Here is a 15,940-nt window from a genome sequence, read left to right as displayed (position 1 = left end):
CCGCCGCTGCCGGATGGATCCCCGTGGGCCGTGCCGGACGATCAAGCCGCGCGACGGCGCGAAGGACCACGCCCCCCGCGGTCGGCTGCGGGCGCGCCGGGACCGATCCGGTCCGGCGCCCTCAGGTTCCGCGCGACCGGCCGGCGCGTCGGGCGCCACCACCACGCCCGACGGCGGCGCGCGGACGGCTGAGCGGCCGCGCCATGCCCCACCGGGCCATCGCGCGGGCCCGCGCGGCGGGCTTCGTCCGCTTTCGGCAACGGTCACGCGCCTGCCGGATCCGCGCAATCGCCGCGGCGATCGGGCCTCATGCCGCCTGTCCTTCCCGCGCAGCATCATTGCCCCCCTTGGGCCAGGTAAACGCGAACCGCGTTCCGCGCGTGCCGTCGGAAAGGATTTCCAGCCGCCCGCCGGCGAACTCGACGTATTTCTTGACCATGGCCAAGCCCATGCCGCTGCCCTCGACCTCGTCGCGCGGACGCAGCGTGTGGAACATCCGCAGCACGCGTTCATGAAATTCCGGCGCGATCCCGGGGCCGTCGTCGGCCACCTCGAAGCGCAACTGATCGCCCAGATCCTCGACCGAAAGACACACGGTGCCGGTCGGCTTGTCATGATGCTTGAAGGCATTCGACACCAGGTTCAGAAGCACGTTGCGCAGCGGCATGTTCGGCAGGCGGAGCGCGGCGAAATCGCCCCGCGTCTCCAGCCGGAAGCCTTCGGGCAGATTGGTCAGGCCACGCAGATCCTCGACCAATTCCACCCCGGTGACCATCCGGCTGACCTCGGGCACCCGACCGACCCGCGAATAGGCCAGCAGATCGTCCAGAAGCTTTTCCATCCTGCGGACCCGCCCACGAAGCAGGTCCATGCTTTCGCGGGTGTCATCCGTCAGATGCTGCGCCAGATCCTCCTCAAGCCAGAGAGAGGCATTGTCGATCACCCGCAGCGGTGCCTTCAGGTCATGCGAGGCGACATAGGCGAAATCGTCGAGATCGGCGTTGGATCGCTCCAGCTCGGCCAGCGCGGCAAGCAACCTGGCCTCGGCCGCCTTGCGCGCCGAGATGTCGCGGATCATGCCGATATAAAGCCGCCGTCCCGATGATGTCTCGGCCAGGCTCAGCGATATTTCGAGCGGGAATTCCGTACCGTCGCGGTGCAGGCCGTTCACCTCGCGCAGAACCATTTCGCCGTCGTCCGCCTCGCCGGATTGCGCCTGCGCGAAACGCTCCAGGTGGCGGCCGCGGTCGCGCGCGGGCAACAGGGTCTCGACGTTGCAGCCGACGATCTCGTGCGCGGCATAGCCGAACATCCGCGCCGTGGCAGGGTTCGCGTCCAGTATGACGGCGTCTTCGCCGATGGTCAGGATGCCGTCCGGCGCGCCGTCGAGCACCGCGTGCAGCTGTGCATTGGCGTCGGCCAGCGCCCCCGCCGTGACGCGCGAGCGTTCGACCGCATGTTCCAGTTCTCCGAACTCGTCCTCGGCGCCGATCACGACAGGACGCGACAGATCTCCCGCCGCCATCTGCCGCTTGTGGGCCACCAGCTTCTCGATCCGGGCGAACAGCTTGCGTTCGACCAGCACCCAAAGCAGCACGAGGCAGCCCAGCCAGAACACCAGCCCCGAAGCCAGATCGAAGAAGCGCAACTGCGCCACGGTCACCCGGTTTTTCTCGGCCATGCGGCGAAAGGCGGTCGCGGCCTCGGCGGCCGAGGTCTCGGACCAGGCGCTCAGGTCGTCGACAGTCCGCTTGGTCTCGGCGGCGACTGCGCCGCGCGCTTCACCTGCCCGCTGCAGCGCCCGGATGCGTGCGAATGCATGGCCGGGACCCAAGATAGCACGCCGGAACTGGGCGATCTGGCTCGCGAATGCGTGGCGCTCCTGTCCTTCCGGCAACCGGCTGAGATGCGCGGTCAGGCTTTCGAGCTGGCGCACGATGCGCGGCTTCATCGCAAGTGCGGCCTCGGGGCTAAGCTGCGCCAGGTTCCAGGTGTGGATGATCAGGACCGACAGATCGGATTCGATCCCCGTCAGCGCCACCAGCCGGCGTGCCAACTGGCTGCGGTCTTCCCTGCGTCCCGACAGCGGCCGGGTATCGGCAAGCCTTTGGACGGCACGCGGAAGATCCGCGCCGAGGGTTGCCGACAGGTCCTCAAGGCGTCTGGCTTCGATCCCGATGGTCGCGTCCACGGCGGCGCGTTCTGCCACGATCTGGCGTTGCAGCGCGACCAGCCGGCCGAACATCTGTGAAAGATTTCCGCCATGTTCGGAACGCGGCAGCGTGCCTGTGGCCAGAAACCTGTTCAGGCCCTGCTCCAGTTTGGCGACCTGATCGAGAGAGGTGCTCTTGGGTAGCTGCGACAACGCGTCGTGCAGCCCGGCCACGACCCCCGGAACCACCTGGATGCGGTCGACCAGGGGAGAGATCTGCGCCGAAAGCTCGGCCGCGCGGCTTTCGGTCTGCGACAGCAGGGCCCATTTTCCCGCCAGTGCGCCGATGCTTGCAACCAAGCAAAGGGCGATGGTGGCGCGCATCCTTCCCAGCAAAGAGCTTCGCATCAAGTTCAGGCCCGTTTCGATCCTGTCTTCTCCGGGCTTAGGCGCAAAGTCTTAACCGATTCTTTGTTTCTTGCCGCGATAAGGGTTTTTTTACCACCTAGGCACGCAGGTGAATCATGCCCACACGGCGCAACGTTTTGCTAACGGCAGCGGCATGGATGGCCGGCGCCCCGGCCCTGAAGGCCCAGGCGCCGCTTGTGACGGCCTGCGAACGCCTGGGGCGGCCGTTGCGCATTCTGGTTCCGGACGGATCGCAAGCCAATGTCGCGCCGGTGATCGCCGGGTTCGAGCAAAGCCATGGCTGCCGCTCCGAGATGATCGTCGTCGATTTGGACGATATCAACGCCACGTTGACGCTGGAATCGATCTTTCCGGAACTGGGCGTCGACGTCGCCCTGCCCGCGACCTTCGGGATCCCCGACCTGGCCGATTCCGGCGCGATCCGCCCGCTGGCGGGCCTCGGCCCGCACCCTGACAACGCGGCGTATCGCAAGGGTGAACTCTACCGCGCGGGCGACGAATTCGACGGCCAGCGCTGGGGTTTTCAGACCGACGGCGATGTCTATCTGATGTTCTACCAGCGCGACATGCTCGAGGATCCGGACGAACAGGCACGCTATGCCGATCAGACCGGCACGCCGCTGTCGATCCCGCAGACCTGGGAAGAGCTGGATCGTCAGATGGCCTTCTTCCATCGCCCTGATCAGGGCCGTTTCGGCGGCTGTCTCTATCGCACGGCGACCTATGTGGCCTGGGAATGGTGGACGCGCTTTCACGCGGCCGGAGGACTGCCATTCGATGCGGAGTTCCATCCCAGGCTGGCCTCGGCCCCGGGAGAGGCGGCGCTGGAGACGATGATTGCCGCCAACGCCCATCTGACGGGTACCCAGCTGGGCCTGTTCGACAACTGGGCGCGCTACAACGCTGGCGATATCTATGCCAACATCGGCTGGGGCGGTACGCAAAAAGCCCTGAACATGCCCGGGGCGAGGCTGCGCGGGCGGGTTGCCAACGGCCCGCTGCCCGGCGCCATGGTGGACGGAAAGCCGTTGTCCCTGGCTTATTTCAACTGGGGCTGGTCCTATGTGGTCGCCCGGCATTGCCCTGAACCCGCTCTTGCCTACAACTTCTGCAAATTCGCGGTGGGCGCCAAGCATTCCAGCGACGCGGTCGCCGCCGCCGCGGGCTATTTCGATCCTTTCCGCAAGGAACATTACAGCGACCCCCGGATCATCGATGTCTACGGCCGTTCCTTTCTGCGCGAACACCGCCGCGCCATGGCCGCGCCGATCCCCGACCTCTATGTCGTGCGGCGCAGCGAATATTTCGACGTGCTGACATTCTGGCTGCTGCGCGCCCTATCGGGCGCGATTCGGCCCGAAGTCGCGCTGAAGAACATCGAAAACGCTTGGGAATCGACGACCGAACAGGTCGGGCGGACGCGGCAGGCAGCGCGGTGGAAGGCGCTCTACGCGGCCTATCCTGATCGCCTGCGTCCTCTTTGGGAAGCCGACAGGGGCTGACCCCCGGCCCTGATTCACCACTGGACGGTGCTCGCGATTCCTGCTTCCCTATGCCGGAAACGACATCAACAGGTCGCGTAATGCCCGATCGCACGGTCTCTGCCGCCCGCCCGTCCCGCCCCGAGGGCGGCGGCTCTGTACGGCGGTTCGTCTTCCTACTGCTCGACAACTTCACCATGCTCAGCTTCGCCGGCGCGGTGGAGCCGCTGCGCATCGCCAACCGCATGGCCGGGCGCGAGATCTATTCCTGGGTCCTGTCCGGCGAAAGCGGCGATTTCGCCACCAGTTCCAACGGCGCTTCGTTCAAGCTGGATATCGGGCTGGAGGAAGTCCGGCGCGACGACGTGGTGATGATCTGCGGCGGGATCGACGTGCAGAAGGCCACCTCGAAGGCGGTGATCAACTGGCTGCGGCGCGAGGCCCGGCGCGGGGTCATCGTGGGCGGGCTTTGCACCGGCGCCTATACGATGGCGCGCGCGGGCCTTCTGGACGGCAAGCGCGCCACCATCCACTGGGAAAATCAGGACGGCTTTCTCGAGGAATTCGACGAGGTGAACCTGACCAAGTCGGTTTTCGTGGTGGACGGCACGCGCATGTCCACCGCCGGCGGCACGGCCTCGATCGACCTGATGCTGCAGATCATCGCCGACGACCACGGCCCCGATCTGGCGAATGCGGTGGCCGACCAGCTGATCTATTCTGCGATTCGCACCGACCAGGACACCCAGCGGCTGTCGATCCCCACCCGGATCGGCGTGCGCCACCCAAAGCTTGCCGGGGTGATCCAGCGGATGGAGGCGGCGATCGAAGATCCGATCAGCCCCGCCGATCTGGCGCGCGAGGTCGGCATGTCCACCCGACAGCTGGAGCGGCTGTTCCGCCGCTACCTGAGCCGCAGCCCAAAGCGCTACTACATGGAACTGCGCCTGCAGAAGGCGCGCAACCTTCTGATGCAGACCGACATGAGCGTGATCAACGTCGCCCTGGCCTGCGGCTTCGCCTCGCCGTCGCATTTCTCGAAATGCTATCGCGCCCACTACAATACCACACCGTATCGTGAACGCGGATCGCATGGCGCCCGCCTGTCGATTTAGGCCCGGACACCGAATTTCCGCCTTTGAACACAGGCTTGTGGGGCGAACCTGAACAAGCACGTTCGGTTCCATTCACATCTGTTATGGCATCCATCCGGACATCTTCCCTTTTCACGTTCAGCGCTCTAGGGTTGCCGCGGATTACGATCCAACATGGGAGATCATAACATGAAAAAACTGCTTCTCGCCTCGGCGGCGATGGCGCTTTGCGCATCAGGTGCAATGGCGAAAGAGGTGAAGATCGGGATCGTGCTGGGCTTTACCGGCCCGCTCGAATCGACCGCACCGCCCATGGCGGACGCCGCTAAGATGGCGATCGCCGAAGTCGACAAATCCGGGGAATTCTTCAACGGCGAAAAGATCGTCGGCGTGAAGGGCGATTCGACCTGCATCGATTCGACCGCCGCCGTCGCGACCGCCGAACGCCTGGTCACCGCCGATCACATCAGCGGCATCATGGGCGCGATGTGCTCGGGTGCGACCGGCTCGATCCTGCAAAACGTCGCCCGCCCGAACGGCGTGGTGATGATCTCGCCCTCGGCCACCTCGCCGGCGCTGTCGACCGCGCCCGATGACGGGCTGTTCTTCCGCACCGCGCCGTCGGATGCCCGCCAGGGCCAGATCATCGCCAAGGTGCTGCTGGGCGACGGCATCAAGACCGCGGCCCTGACCTATACCAACAACGACTACGGCAAGGGCCTGGCCGACAGCTTCAAGAAAGCCTACGAGGCCGCCGGCGGCAAGGTCACCATCTCGGTCCCGCATGAGGACGGCAAGGCCGATTACTCGGCCGAGGTCGGCTCGCTCGCCGCGGCCGGCGGCGACATCCTGGTCGACGCGGGCTATGCCGACCAGGGCGGCAAGGGCATCGTCCAGGCGGCGCTCGACACCGGCGCGTTCAACAAGTTCTACTTCCCCGACGGGATGTACGGCCCGACCCTGCCGAAAGCCTTCGGCAAGGCGCTGGACAAGTCGATCGGCGACGTTCCCGGCACCGACAGCCCGGGCGCCAAGGACTTCTTCGACATGGCCAAGAAGGCCGGCTTCGACGGCACTTCGTCCTTCGCGGCGGAAAGCTACGACGCCGCGGCGCTGATCATGCTGGCGATGCAGGCGGCGAAGTCGACCGACTCGAACGTCTACAAGACCAAGGTGATGGACGTCGCCAACGCGCCGGGCGTGAAGATCTACCCGGGCCAGTTGGGCAAGGCGATGAAGCTGCTGAAGGAAGGCAAGGACATCGACTACGTCGGCGCCTCGGCGGTGGAACTGGTCGGCCCGGGCGAAGCGCAGGGCAACTACCGCATCTACGGCTTCAAGAACGGCAAGCGGTACACGATCAAGTACATGTAATGATGTGCGTTTGAACATGCGGCGGCCCGGGGATCTCCCTCGGGCCGTTGTCATAAGCGAACTGCCAACCAAAGGCGCCCCTGCCCCGCTTTGCCTGACGACGCGCGGCAAGCTGGATCAACAGGGGCCACAGGGGAGACGAGAATGATCGTCGTAGAGGATCTTCACAAACATTTCGGGGGTTTCCACGCGGTCGACGGCGCGTCGTTGCGGATCGAGACCGGATCTATCACCGGGTTGATCGGGCCGAACGGGGCCGGCAAGACCACGTTGTTCAACGTAATCGCGGGACGCCTGCCGCCGACACACGGCCGGGTGATGATGGACGGTGAGGACATCACCGGCCTGCCGCCGCATGAATTGTTCCACAAGGGGTTGTTGCGCACCTTCCAGATCGCGCATGAATTCAGCTCGATGACGGTGCGCGAGAACCTGATGATGGTGCCCGCGTCCCAGTACGGCGAAACGCTGTGGAACGCCTGGTTCCGCCGCAAGCAGATCGCGGCGGAAGAGCGCGCGCTGGCGAAAAAGGCCGATGAGGTGCTGGAATTCCTCACCATCAGCCATATCGCGGACGAGAAGGCCGGCAACATCTCGGGCGGTCAGAAGAAGCTGCTGGAACTGGGCCGCACGATGATGGTGGACGCCAAGATCGTGTTCCTCGACGAGGTGGGCGCCGGCGTGAACCGGACGCTTCTGAACACCATCGGCGACGCCATTGTGCGGCTGAACAAGGAACGCGGCTACACCTTCTGCGTCATCGAGCATGACATGGATTTCATCGGACGGCTTTGCGATCCGGTGATCGTGATGGCCGAGGGCCGTGTGCTGGCCGAGGGATCGGCCGATCACATCATGGAAAACGAGGCGGTGATCGAGGCCTATCTTGGCACCGGGTTGAAAAACAAGGCGAAAGCGGAGGCCGGGGCGTGAGCCCGCGGGCCCCGGGCCATTCGGCCGGGGCCCTGTCCATGCGTGCGGCTGGCGGGGCCCTGCCCCGGAGCGCGTGCGTTGGACGGCATTATTCGCAAACCATTTCAGAGGGATAGGAAACATGCCATTCCTGATCGGAGAGGCGATGACCGGCGGCTATGGGGCCGCGGACATCCTGCACGACTGCACCATTGCGGTCGAGAAGGGTGAAATCGCCGTGATCGTGGGCCCCAACGGGGCCGGCAAATCGACCGCCATGAAGGCGGTCTTCGGGATGCTCAAGCTGCGCAAGGGCCGCGTCGTGCTGGACGGCACCGACATCACCGACCTCAGCCCCCAGGACCGGGTGGCCAAGGGCATGGCCTTCGTGCCGCAGACCCAGAACATCTTCACCTCTATGACGGTCGAGGAGAACTTGGAGATGGGCGCCTTCCTGCGCCGCGACGACATTCGCACCACGATGGAGCAGGTCTATCACCTGTTCCCGATCCTGCGCGACAAGCGTCGCCAGGCGGCGGGGGAATTGTCGGGCGGCCAGCGTCAGCAGGTCGCCGTGGGCCGCGCGCTGATGACCCAGCCGAAGCTTTTGATGCTGGACGAGCCCACCGCCGGCGTCTCGCCCATCGTGATGGACGAATTGTTCGACCGGATCATCGAGGTGGCGCGCACCGGCATCTCGATCCTGATGGTCGAACAGAACGCCCGTCAGGCACTGGAGATCGCCGACAAGGGCTATGTGCTGGTCCAGGGCGCCAACCGCTACACCGACACCGGAGAGGCGCTGCTGGCCGATCCGGAAGTGCGCAAGACTTTCCTGGGGGGCTGAGATGCACGATTTCCTGAACGGTCTGGTGGTTCTTCTGAACTACGTCATCATTCCCGCCACGGCCTACGGATCGCAGCTTGCGCTTGGCGCGCTGGGGGTCACGCTGGTCTACGGCATCTTGCGGTTTTCCAACTTCGCCCATGGCGACACGATGGCCTTCGGCACGATGGTCACGATCCTGTTCACCTGGCTTTTCCAAAGCTGGGGGATCAGCTTCGGGCCGCTGCCGACCGCGCTTCTGGCGATGCCGCTGGGGATCATCGTCACCGCGCTGTTCCTTCTGGGCACCGATCGCGTGGTCTATCGCTTCTATCGAAAGCAGAAGGCCGCGCCGGTGATCCTGGTGATCGTCTCGATGGGGGTGATGTTCATCATGAACGGGCTGGTGCGTTTCATCATCGGCACCGGTGAGCAGAATTTCAACGACGGCACCCGCGTCATCATCAACCCCTTCGCCTTCAAGGACGCGACCGGCCTTGATCAGGGGCTGGCATTGCGCACGACGCAGGTGATCACCGTGGTCACGGCGGTGATCGTGGTGGCGGCGCTGTTCTGGTTTCTCAACCGCACGCGGTCGGGCAAATCGATGCGGGCGTTTTCCGACAACGAGGATCTGGCGCTTCTGTCGGGGATCAACCCCGAACGCGTGGTCACCATCACCTGGATCCTGGTGGCGATCCTGACCACCGTGGCCGGGGTGCTTTACGGGCTGGACAAGTCGTTCAAGCCGTTCACCTATTTCCAGCTTCTGCTGCCGATCTTCGCCTCGGCCGTGGTGGGGGGGCTGGGCAACCCGCTGGGCGCCATCGGCGGCGGCTTCCTGGTCGCCTATTCCGAGGTCGCGGTGACCTATGCCTTCAAGCTGGTGCTGAAATACTGGCTGCCGGCCGGGCTCGAACCCTCGGGGCTCGTGCAGTTGATGGGGACGGATTACAAATATGCCGTCTCCTTCGCGATCCTGATCATCGTGCTCCTGTTCAAACCGACAGGGCTGTTCAAGGGGAAATCGGTATGAGCGGTTCCATGAAGAACTTTTCCCTCTTCGCCGGCGTGACGATCCTGTTCATCATTGCGGGCTTCCTGCAAAGCTGGAACGTGGCGTTGGACATGCTGGTGGTCGGGCTGGTCTCGGCCGTCACCGCGCTAGGTGTGAACATGCAGTGGGGCTATGCCGGCCTGTTCAACGTCGGCGTCATGGGCTTCACCGCGCTGGGCGGGCTGGCCATGGTGCTGATCGCCACGCCGCTCAGACCCTCGGCCTGGGCGTCGGGCGGCTGGCTGATCCCGATCGGCCTGGCGATCGGCGCGGCGGCGATCGCGCTGGCCATCCTGGTGTGGAACAAGATGCCCAAGGGGCGCGCCCGCGGCCTGACGATGATCGCCGTTCTGGTGGTGGGCTTCATCGCCTATCGCGCGGTCTTCGATCCGGCGGTCAGCGCGGTCGAGGCAATCAACCCGGCCTCGGCGGGCAATATCGGCGGGCTGGGCCTGGCCAGGCTGCTGCAGCATCTGGGGCTGAGCCAGGAAACCGCGCTGGAGCTGTCGGTCTGGGTGGCCTGGCCGGTGGGCGGCGTGATCGCCGCCGGCGCAGCCTGGCTGGTGGCCAAGACGGCGCTGGGCCTGCGTTCGGATTATCTGGCGATCGCCACGCTGGGCATCGCCGAGATCATCATCACGGTGCTCAAGAACGAGGATTGGCTGGATCGCGGCGTGAAGAACGTGATCGGCCTGCCGCGCCCCTGGCCGGTCCCGCTGGAGGTGAACCTGCAGCAAAGCCACGCCTTCCTGGCCTTCTGCCAAAGCTGGGGCCTGAACCCGGTGACGTTTTCGTCGATCACGGTGAAGCTGGGCTATGTGGCGATCTTCCTGGCGATCCTGGCGCTGGTGCTGACGCTGGCGGAACTGGCGCTGAAATCGCCCTGGGGGCGGATGATGCGCGCGATCCGCGACAACGAGGACGCCTCGGAAGCCATGGGCAAGGACGTCAAGCGCCGTCACCTGCAGGTCTTCGTGCTGGGGTCGGCGGTGATCGGCATCGCCGGCGCGATGATGACCACCTATTCGGGCCAGTTCGTGCCCACCACCTTCCAGCCGCTGCGCTGGACCTTCCTGATCTGGGTGATGGTGATCGTCGGCGGCTCGGGCAACAACTGGGGCGCGGTGCTGGGCGGCCTTCTGATCTGGTTCCTGTGGGTCGAGGTCGAACCCCTGGGCGACATGCTGATGCATCTGATCACCGATCCGATGCCTGCGGCCTGGCCGCTGAAGGCGCATTTGCTGAACTCGACCCAGCATATGCGCCTGATGACCATGGGCCTGATCTTGCTTCTGGTGCTGCGGTTCAGCCCAAGGGGCCTGATCCCCGAGAAGTGACGCAGCCGCAAGGCGCAACCTGCAAGGGGGCGGGCCGTCGGGCCCGCCCTTTTGCCATCCGCGCGCCGCGAAACCCGCCCGCCGTGATTGCGAAGGCCGACAGATCCGCCGAAATGGCGCCGGCTGGCGCGGGCCCTAGCGCGCCAGCACCAGTTCGGCCCGCAGCCCCCCCATGGCGCTGTCGCCCAGCAGCAGCCGGCCACCATGGCTATGGGCGGTATCGGCGGCGATCGACAGCCCCAGCCCGACGCCGCCGCCGCGGTTCGGATCGCGCGCCGCGTCAAGCCGGGTAAACGGGCGCAGGGCCTCTTCGCGCCGCGCCTCGGGGATGCCGGGGCCATCGTCCTCGACCACGATGCGCAACAGGTTCGGCGCCAGCAGCACCCGCACCTCGGCGCGATGCGCGTAGCGCGCCGCATTGCCCAGCAGGTTCTCGACCGCACGGGTCACCGCCTGGGGGCGCAGCTTGGCGCGGGGCGCCTCGCCATCGGAAATCTCGACGGGTCTAAGCGTCACCTTCTGGCCGCCGCGGCGGGCGTTCTCGACCACCTGGGCCACCAGTTCGGCGGCATCGACCTCGCTGACCTCTTCCATCGCGTCGCCGCGGGCGAAGGACAGGAAGGCGTCGAGCAGCCGTTCCATATGCTCTACGTCGCGCAGCAACGCCTGGGCTTCGTCATCATCCTCCATCATCGACAGGCTCAGCTTCATCCGCGTCAACGGCGTGCGCAGATCGTGGCTGACGCCGGACAGCATCAGGGTGCGCTGCTCTATCTGGCGCTCGATCCGGGCGCGCATGTCGAGGAACGCGCGCCCCGCCGCCCGCACCTCGACCGCGCCGCGCGGCCGGTAGGGCACGGTGCGGCCCTTGCCGAATTCCTCGGCCGCAGAGGCCAGCCGGGTAATCGGACGCAGCTGATTGCGCAGGAACAGATAGGCGATCAGCGTCATCAGCGCCGAGGTGAAAACCACCAGGACCAGCAATTGATGCGGATTCGACGCCGACACCCGGTCGCGCGAGAAGACAACCCGCATCGGGCCCCATCTGGTGCCCACCAGCATCCGCACCTGCCGCGCATTACTGTAAAGATCGACGCCCCTGACATCGGGCAGGCTGTTGTGCAGCGAGGTGATGACCTGGCGGCCGGACAGATCGTAGAAGACCCGCGCGTCGCCCTTGGGGCCTGGGGCCAGCAGGTCGGTCCTCATGCGCAGCGCCCGCCCCAGGCCGGCGGCCACGCGCTGCGCGGCGGCGGCGCTGGGCGCGGCATTGACCTCGCGCGTCAGATAGGCCACCTCGATGGCGATATTGCCGGTCATCTGCCGGGTGACGCCCTCGAAATAGCGTTGGATGATGACCACCGCGACGACCAGCTGGATGACGATCACCGGCAGAATCAGGATCAGCGCCGCCCTGCCCTGCAGGCCGCGCGGCAGGATACGTTTTAAAAGCCGCGGTTTCATGGCCGAACCCTAGCCGCCCGCCGCGCCATTAGAAAGGACGCAAAGCGATGCCCCCGCCCTTCGATCCGGCCGGCTTCAATCCTGTCCCCGGCAGGTCCGAGACGCTTTCCCCGGGGCTACGCAGGGTGCTGGCGCCGAACCCCTCTGCGATGACCTTCCGCGGCACCAACACCTACCTGGTCGGGACCGGCGCCGTCGCGGTGATAGATCCCGGCCCCGCCCTGCCCGACCATCTGGACGCGATCCTTGCCGCCCTCGCCCCGGACGAGCGGATCAGCCATGTCTTCGTTACCCATTCCCATGTCGATCATTCGCCGCTGGCGCGCGAACTGGCGCGGGTTACCGGCGCCCCGGTGCTGGCCTTCGGTGACAGCCGGTCGGGCATGCGCCCGCGGATGCGCCAGCTTGCGGCCCAGGGCGTGGCCGGCGGCGGCGAGGGGGTGGATGCAGATTTCGCCCCCGACGTGACACTGGCCGACGGCGCGGTGATCGAGGGCGGCGACTGGGCCTTGCGCGCCCTGTGGACGCCGGGGCATCTGGGCAACCACCTGTGTTTTGCCTGGGGCGACGAGGTGTTCAGCGGAGATCTGGCGATGGGCTGGGCCAGTTCGCTGATCTCGCCGCCCGAGGGCGATCTGGGCGCCTACATGGCCTCGCTGGCGCGGCTGCGCGGCCTGGGCGCGCGCCGGCTGCACCCGGGCCACGGCGCACCGGTCGAAGACCCCGCGGCGCGGCTTGAGGACCTGATCTCGCACCGCAGATCCCGCGAGGCCGAGATCATCCGCGCACTGCGCCTGGGGCCTGCGACGATCGAGGCATTGACGCGCACGATCTACACCGATGTGGCGCCACAACTTCTGCCCGCCGCATCCCGCAACGTCTTGTCGCATATCATTGATCTGATGGATAAAAACAGTGTGGTGGCAGAGGGTTCGGCTTTGCTCACCTCACGTTTCCATCTTGCGGCGGCGGACCCTGGCGCCAGCTGAACGATTTTCGCAAAAAGCCTCTGGACGCCCCTGAACCACCTTGCTATATCGCCCCCGTGTTCCGGCGTAGCTCAGCGGTAGAGCAGTTGACTGTTAATCAATTGGTCGTAGGTTCGATCCCTACCGCCGGAGCCAAAATTCCCCGATAGGCCTTGTTTTCAAGGGTTTCGGCGACCTCCGCGTCGTCGCGAGGCATCTTGGCGCGTGCACGTGCACAAACTGGTGCACGAACCGGTGCACGCCCAGGTGCACAAAGCTCCGACTCCGCCGCGCCCTGATGCTTTCGGAGGTGCCGCGGAATGGCCGGAGTCGCACATGTTCCCTATCTCGAGAGACGCCCGTCGGGCTTCTTCTACCGGCGCCGGATCCCGGCCCCGAAGGGTGATTTGAACTCATTCACAGGCATGCCCTGTGCCTCTCGCTGCGGACGCATGTCCTCTCCGACGCGAAGATCCTCGCCCGCCGCCTGACGGCGCTCAGCGACCAGGTCTTCGCCGCATTGTCGGAGAAGGTCATGCCCATCGCGCGCCAGGATGCCGAAACGCTGCTCGTCGAACTCGCCCGCTGCGAGCTCGAGATCTTCGAGGCTGCCCGCGCCGCCGCCCCCGCCCGCAGCGAGGAGGCCGCGAACCTCGCCGCCGCCTGCGAACGTGCGATGCAGGACACGTTGCGCCGGGCCCTCGCCCTCGGCGACCGCGAGGTCGCCCGCAACCCCCTGCGCAACGTCGCCGCGAGACTGGGTATCGCGCTGCCCGAGGACGACGCCGACTGGCAGAGCCTCGCGTACGAGGCGACGCGCGTGCTCCTCGACGTCAGCGTCGAGCGCGAACGCCGGCACGTCGGGCTCTACGAGGGCAAGACCATGTTCTTCCGTTCGGTGGTGCACCAGCAGGCAGGCGGCGCCTCGCGGGCGCTGACGGTCGGGGCCGCCTCCGTGCAGGTGTCCACGCGGACCGTGCCGGCACGAGTTCTCGAAACGGTTCCCTCCGCCGCCCCCGCTGCGCCCACCGGGCCCGACCGGCCTTCAGGGAACGCCCAGCCAGCCGCTACCGGGGAGGTCACGCCGGTACAGCGCCACCATCAATTGCCACAGGAGAAGTCCATGCCCTCGGAACTGTCAAATCCCCCGGTAGAGTCCCACGCCGCAGTCTGTCCCGTGACACCCCGCCCGATTTCGGGATCGACGCCGGGCGCCAGCACTTTCCTGGGGAGCTGCGCCCGAATTCCGGCGACGCCGGTCGAACCCGAGATCAGCGAAGAGATGCGACGCGAGATCCGCGCCGCGGCCCGTCCCCCGAAAATCCTCGTCGATACCTCGCTGCTCTCCCCCGAATCCCAGGCCGCCCTCCGCAAGCCGCGGGGGATCACGCTCGGCGAGGGCTTCCGTCTCTACATCGAGCTGAAAGCGCTCGGTTACGAGGACAACTTCTCGGCACGACAAAAGCGCTGTGCGGAGGCTGGGCGGAAATGGGCCAAGTCGAGTGCCGGCAATGCCGAAATCGCCGGGAGGATATGGATCGACCTTCTCGGCGACCGTCCGGTCGACGACATCTTCTGGATGGAGGCGACCGACGCGCTTTCGGTCATCGAACGGCTGCCCACGTACCATGGCAAGGGTGGCGAGCTCGTCAACACGCATGGATACCTCGACCTCGTGGAGCGCGCCGACGACCTGGCCAAGGCCGGAGCCGAGGCCGCGAAGGAGAGCCTCCTGAAAATGGGGACGCCGACCGAGGCGGAGCTGGAGCAGGCGGAAATCGACAATCGCGTCCCGCGCATCCGTGCCAATACCTTCATTCGACATGGACGCATGGCCAATCGCGTCGGCAAGATGCTCTTCTCCATGCAGTTGATCGACGAGAACCCGTTCACCGTCTGCGCCTGGACCAACAGGGAGGAGAAGAGACTCAAGGCGCTGCAGGACGGCCCGGCGAGGACCGTCTGGGATGACCGCATCAATGCCCTGTTCCGCTCGCCGGTCTTCCAGGGACAGACTGCGGAACCTGGCGACCCCCTGTTCTGGGCGCCGCTGATCGCCCGGTTCATGGGGCTCCGGATGGAGGAATGCCTGCAACTCCGTCCCGGCGATTTCGGCAGCCAGGACGACGTCCCCTATCTCCGGATCCACAACGGCGATGGCAACTCGCTCAAGTCTCCGGCGGCCCAGCGAAACCTGCCCATCCACCCGGCCCTTCTCGAGCTCGGGCTTCTCAGGCTCGTGGCCCTCCGGCAAAAGCAGGGTCAGCCCCGTCTGTTCCCGGATCTCAAGCGTGGGCAGACCAAGAACAGCTTCTCCGAACTCTTCACGAAGACGTTCGGATACTACAGGAACGCCAATGAATGCTATTGGAAGGGCCTCGACTTCCATGCCTTGCGCACAAGCTACCACGGCGACCTTCTGAACCATGGCCGCTCGGACGCGATCCGCCGTCGCCTGATGGGACATGAGCCGCAGGACGAGGGTGAGAAATCCTATGCCCAGGGCCTGAAGATGAGCGCACTCCTGGAACGGATCACCTGCATCGACGTCGACATCTCGATGATCGTCAGTCCGTTTGCCGATGGCCCGGCACCGCTGTCCGAACGCGCCGAGGAACTCGGCCTGCGGGTGGTCTGACGAGCCTGGCGTTACCGAGCGCAAGGAATGCCCCGGCGCGGGCGATTTTCTGGGCCTTCGACGGGAAGGATCAGTATATGGATGGCAGGATAGACGACATGACTGAACCAACCTGACCTGCCCCTATTTTCAGGGCCACTCGTAAGTCGAGTTTGTTCTGCATTTGTGTGCCATCATTCGGCGGCGTGAGCAATGGGCGCAGGCGCGG

The 15,940-nt window shown here is 65.7% G+C and carries 11 protein-coding genes and 1 tRNA gene; 10 read left to right on the top strand and 2 right to left on the bottom strand.

Features of this window, described 5'->3' with window-relative positions:
• Nucleotides 1-307 precede the first annotated feature (307 nt).
• Nucleotides 308-2,560, bottom strand: coding sequence for a PAS domain S-box protein (locus BLV97_RS15045; protein ID WP_081824876.1), 2,253 nt, complete (start codon nucleotides 2,558-2,560; stop codon nucleotides 308-310).
• A gap of 158 nt (nucleotides 2,561-2,718) precedes the next feature.
• On the opposite strand from BLV97_RS15045, the gene BLV97_RS15040 reads away from it, so the two are divergent.
• The 7 genes from BLV97_RS15040 to BLV97_RS15010 all read left to right on the top strand — a co-directional run bounded on the left by BLV97_RS15040 (nucleotide 2,719) and on the right by BLV97_RS15010 (nucleotide 10,662).
• Nucleotides 2,719-4,083, top strand: a complete 1,365-nt coding sequence (locus BLV97_RS15040) for a type 2 periplasmic-binding domain-containing protein (protein WP_051645815.1) — start codon at nucleotides 2,719-2,721, stop codon at nucleotides 4,081-4,083.
• A gap of 80 nt (nucleotides 4,084-4,163) precedes the next feature.
• The gene (locus BLV97_RS15035) at nucleotides 4,164-5,177 is read left to right on the top strand and encodes a GlxA family transcriptional regulator (protein WP_035837938.1); all 1,014 of its coding nucleotides are present in this window, start codon (nucleotides 4,164-4,166) and stop codon (nucleotides 5,175-5,177) included.
• Nucleotides 5,178-5,345: 168 nt separating this feature from the next.
• Nucleotides 5,346-6,530 carry an ABC transporter substrate-binding protein gene (locus BLV97_RS15030; RefSeq protein WP_035837936.1) on the top strand — a complete coding sequence of 395 codons (1,185 nt, stop codon included), beginning with the start codon at nucleotides 5,346-5,348 and terminating at the stop codon, nucleotides 6,528-6,530.
• A gap of 144 nt (nucleotides 6,531-6,674) precedes the next feature.
• Entirely contained in the window at nucleotides 6,675-7,463 is a 789-nt protein-coding gene (locus BLV97_RS15025; protein ID WP_092164135.1) for an ABC transporter ATP-binding protein, read from the top strand.
• A 121-nt stretch (nucleotides 7,464-7,584) separates the two neighbouring features.
• On the top strand, nucleotides 7,585-8,289 hold the full coding sequence (locus BLV97_RS15020) for an ABC transporter ATP-binding protein (RefSeq protein ID WP_035837928.1): 705 nt from the start codon (nucleotides 7,585-7,587) through the stop codon (nucleotides 8,287-8,289).
• Nucleotide 8,290: 1 nt separating this feature from the next.
• Nucleotides 8,291-9,304, top strand: a complete 1,014-nt coding sequence (locus tag BLV97_RS15015) for a branched-chain amino acid ABC transporter permease (RefSeq protein ID WP_035837926.1) — start codon at nucleotides 8,291-8,293, stop codon at nucleotides 9,302-9,304.
• Nucleotides 9,301-10,662, top strand: coding sequence for a branched-chain amino acid ABC transporter permease (locus tag BLV97_RS15010; protein ID WP_035837924.1), 1,362 nt, complete (start codon nucleotides 9,301-9,303; stop codon nucleotides 10,660-10,662). The genes BLV97_RS15015 and BLV97_RS15010 overlap by 4 nt, the downstream gene beginning before the upstream one ends.
• Nucleotides 10,663-10,797: 135 nt before the next feature.
• Here the strand turns inward: BLV97_RS15010 and BLV97_RS15005 are convergent, their stop codons facing one another.
• The gene (locus BLV97_RS15005) at nucleotides 10,798-12,126 is read right to left on the bottom strand and encodes an ATP-binding protein (protein ID WP_035837922.1); all 1,329 of its coding nucleotides are present in this window, start codon (nucleotides 12,124-12,126) and stop codon (nucleotides 10,798-10,800) included.
• Nucleotides 12,127-12,173: 47 nt separating this feature from the next.
• Between BLV97_RS15005 and BLV97_RS15000 the strand changes: the two genes are divergently transcribed.
• The 3 genes from BLV97_RS15000 to BLV97_RS14990 all read left to right on the top strand — a co-directional run bounded on the left by BLV97_RS15000 (nucleotide 12,174) and on the right by BLV97_RS14990 (nucleotide 15,732).
• A complete protein-coding gene (locus tag BLV97_RS15000; RefSeq protein WP_035837920.1) occupies nucleotides 12,174-13,115 on the top strand; it encodes an MBL fold metallo-hydrolase in 942 nt (313 codons plus the stop codon).
• Between the two features lie 60 nt (nucleotides 13,116-13,175).
• Nucleotides 13,176-13,250, top strand: a tRNA-Asn gene (locus BLV97_RS14995).
• A gap of 379 nt (nucleotides 13,251-13,629) precedes the next feature.
• Complete coding sequence (locus tag BLV97_RS14990; protein WP_035837917.1) at nucleotides 13,630-15,732, top strand: tyrosine-type recombinase/integrase; 2,103 nt, start codon at nucleotides 13,630-13,632, stop codon at nucleotides 15,730-15,732.
• Nucleotides 15,733-15,940: the final 208 nt, after the last annotated feature.

This window comes from Allgaiera indica (assembly GCF_900106675.1).
GTDB lineage: Bacteria > Pseudomonadota > Alphaproteobacteria > Rhodobacterales > Rhodobacteraceae > Acidimangrovimonas > Acidimangrovimonas indica.
Note: the sequence above shows the minus strand (reverse complement) of the source record. Positions and strands in the feature narration are given on the sequence as shown.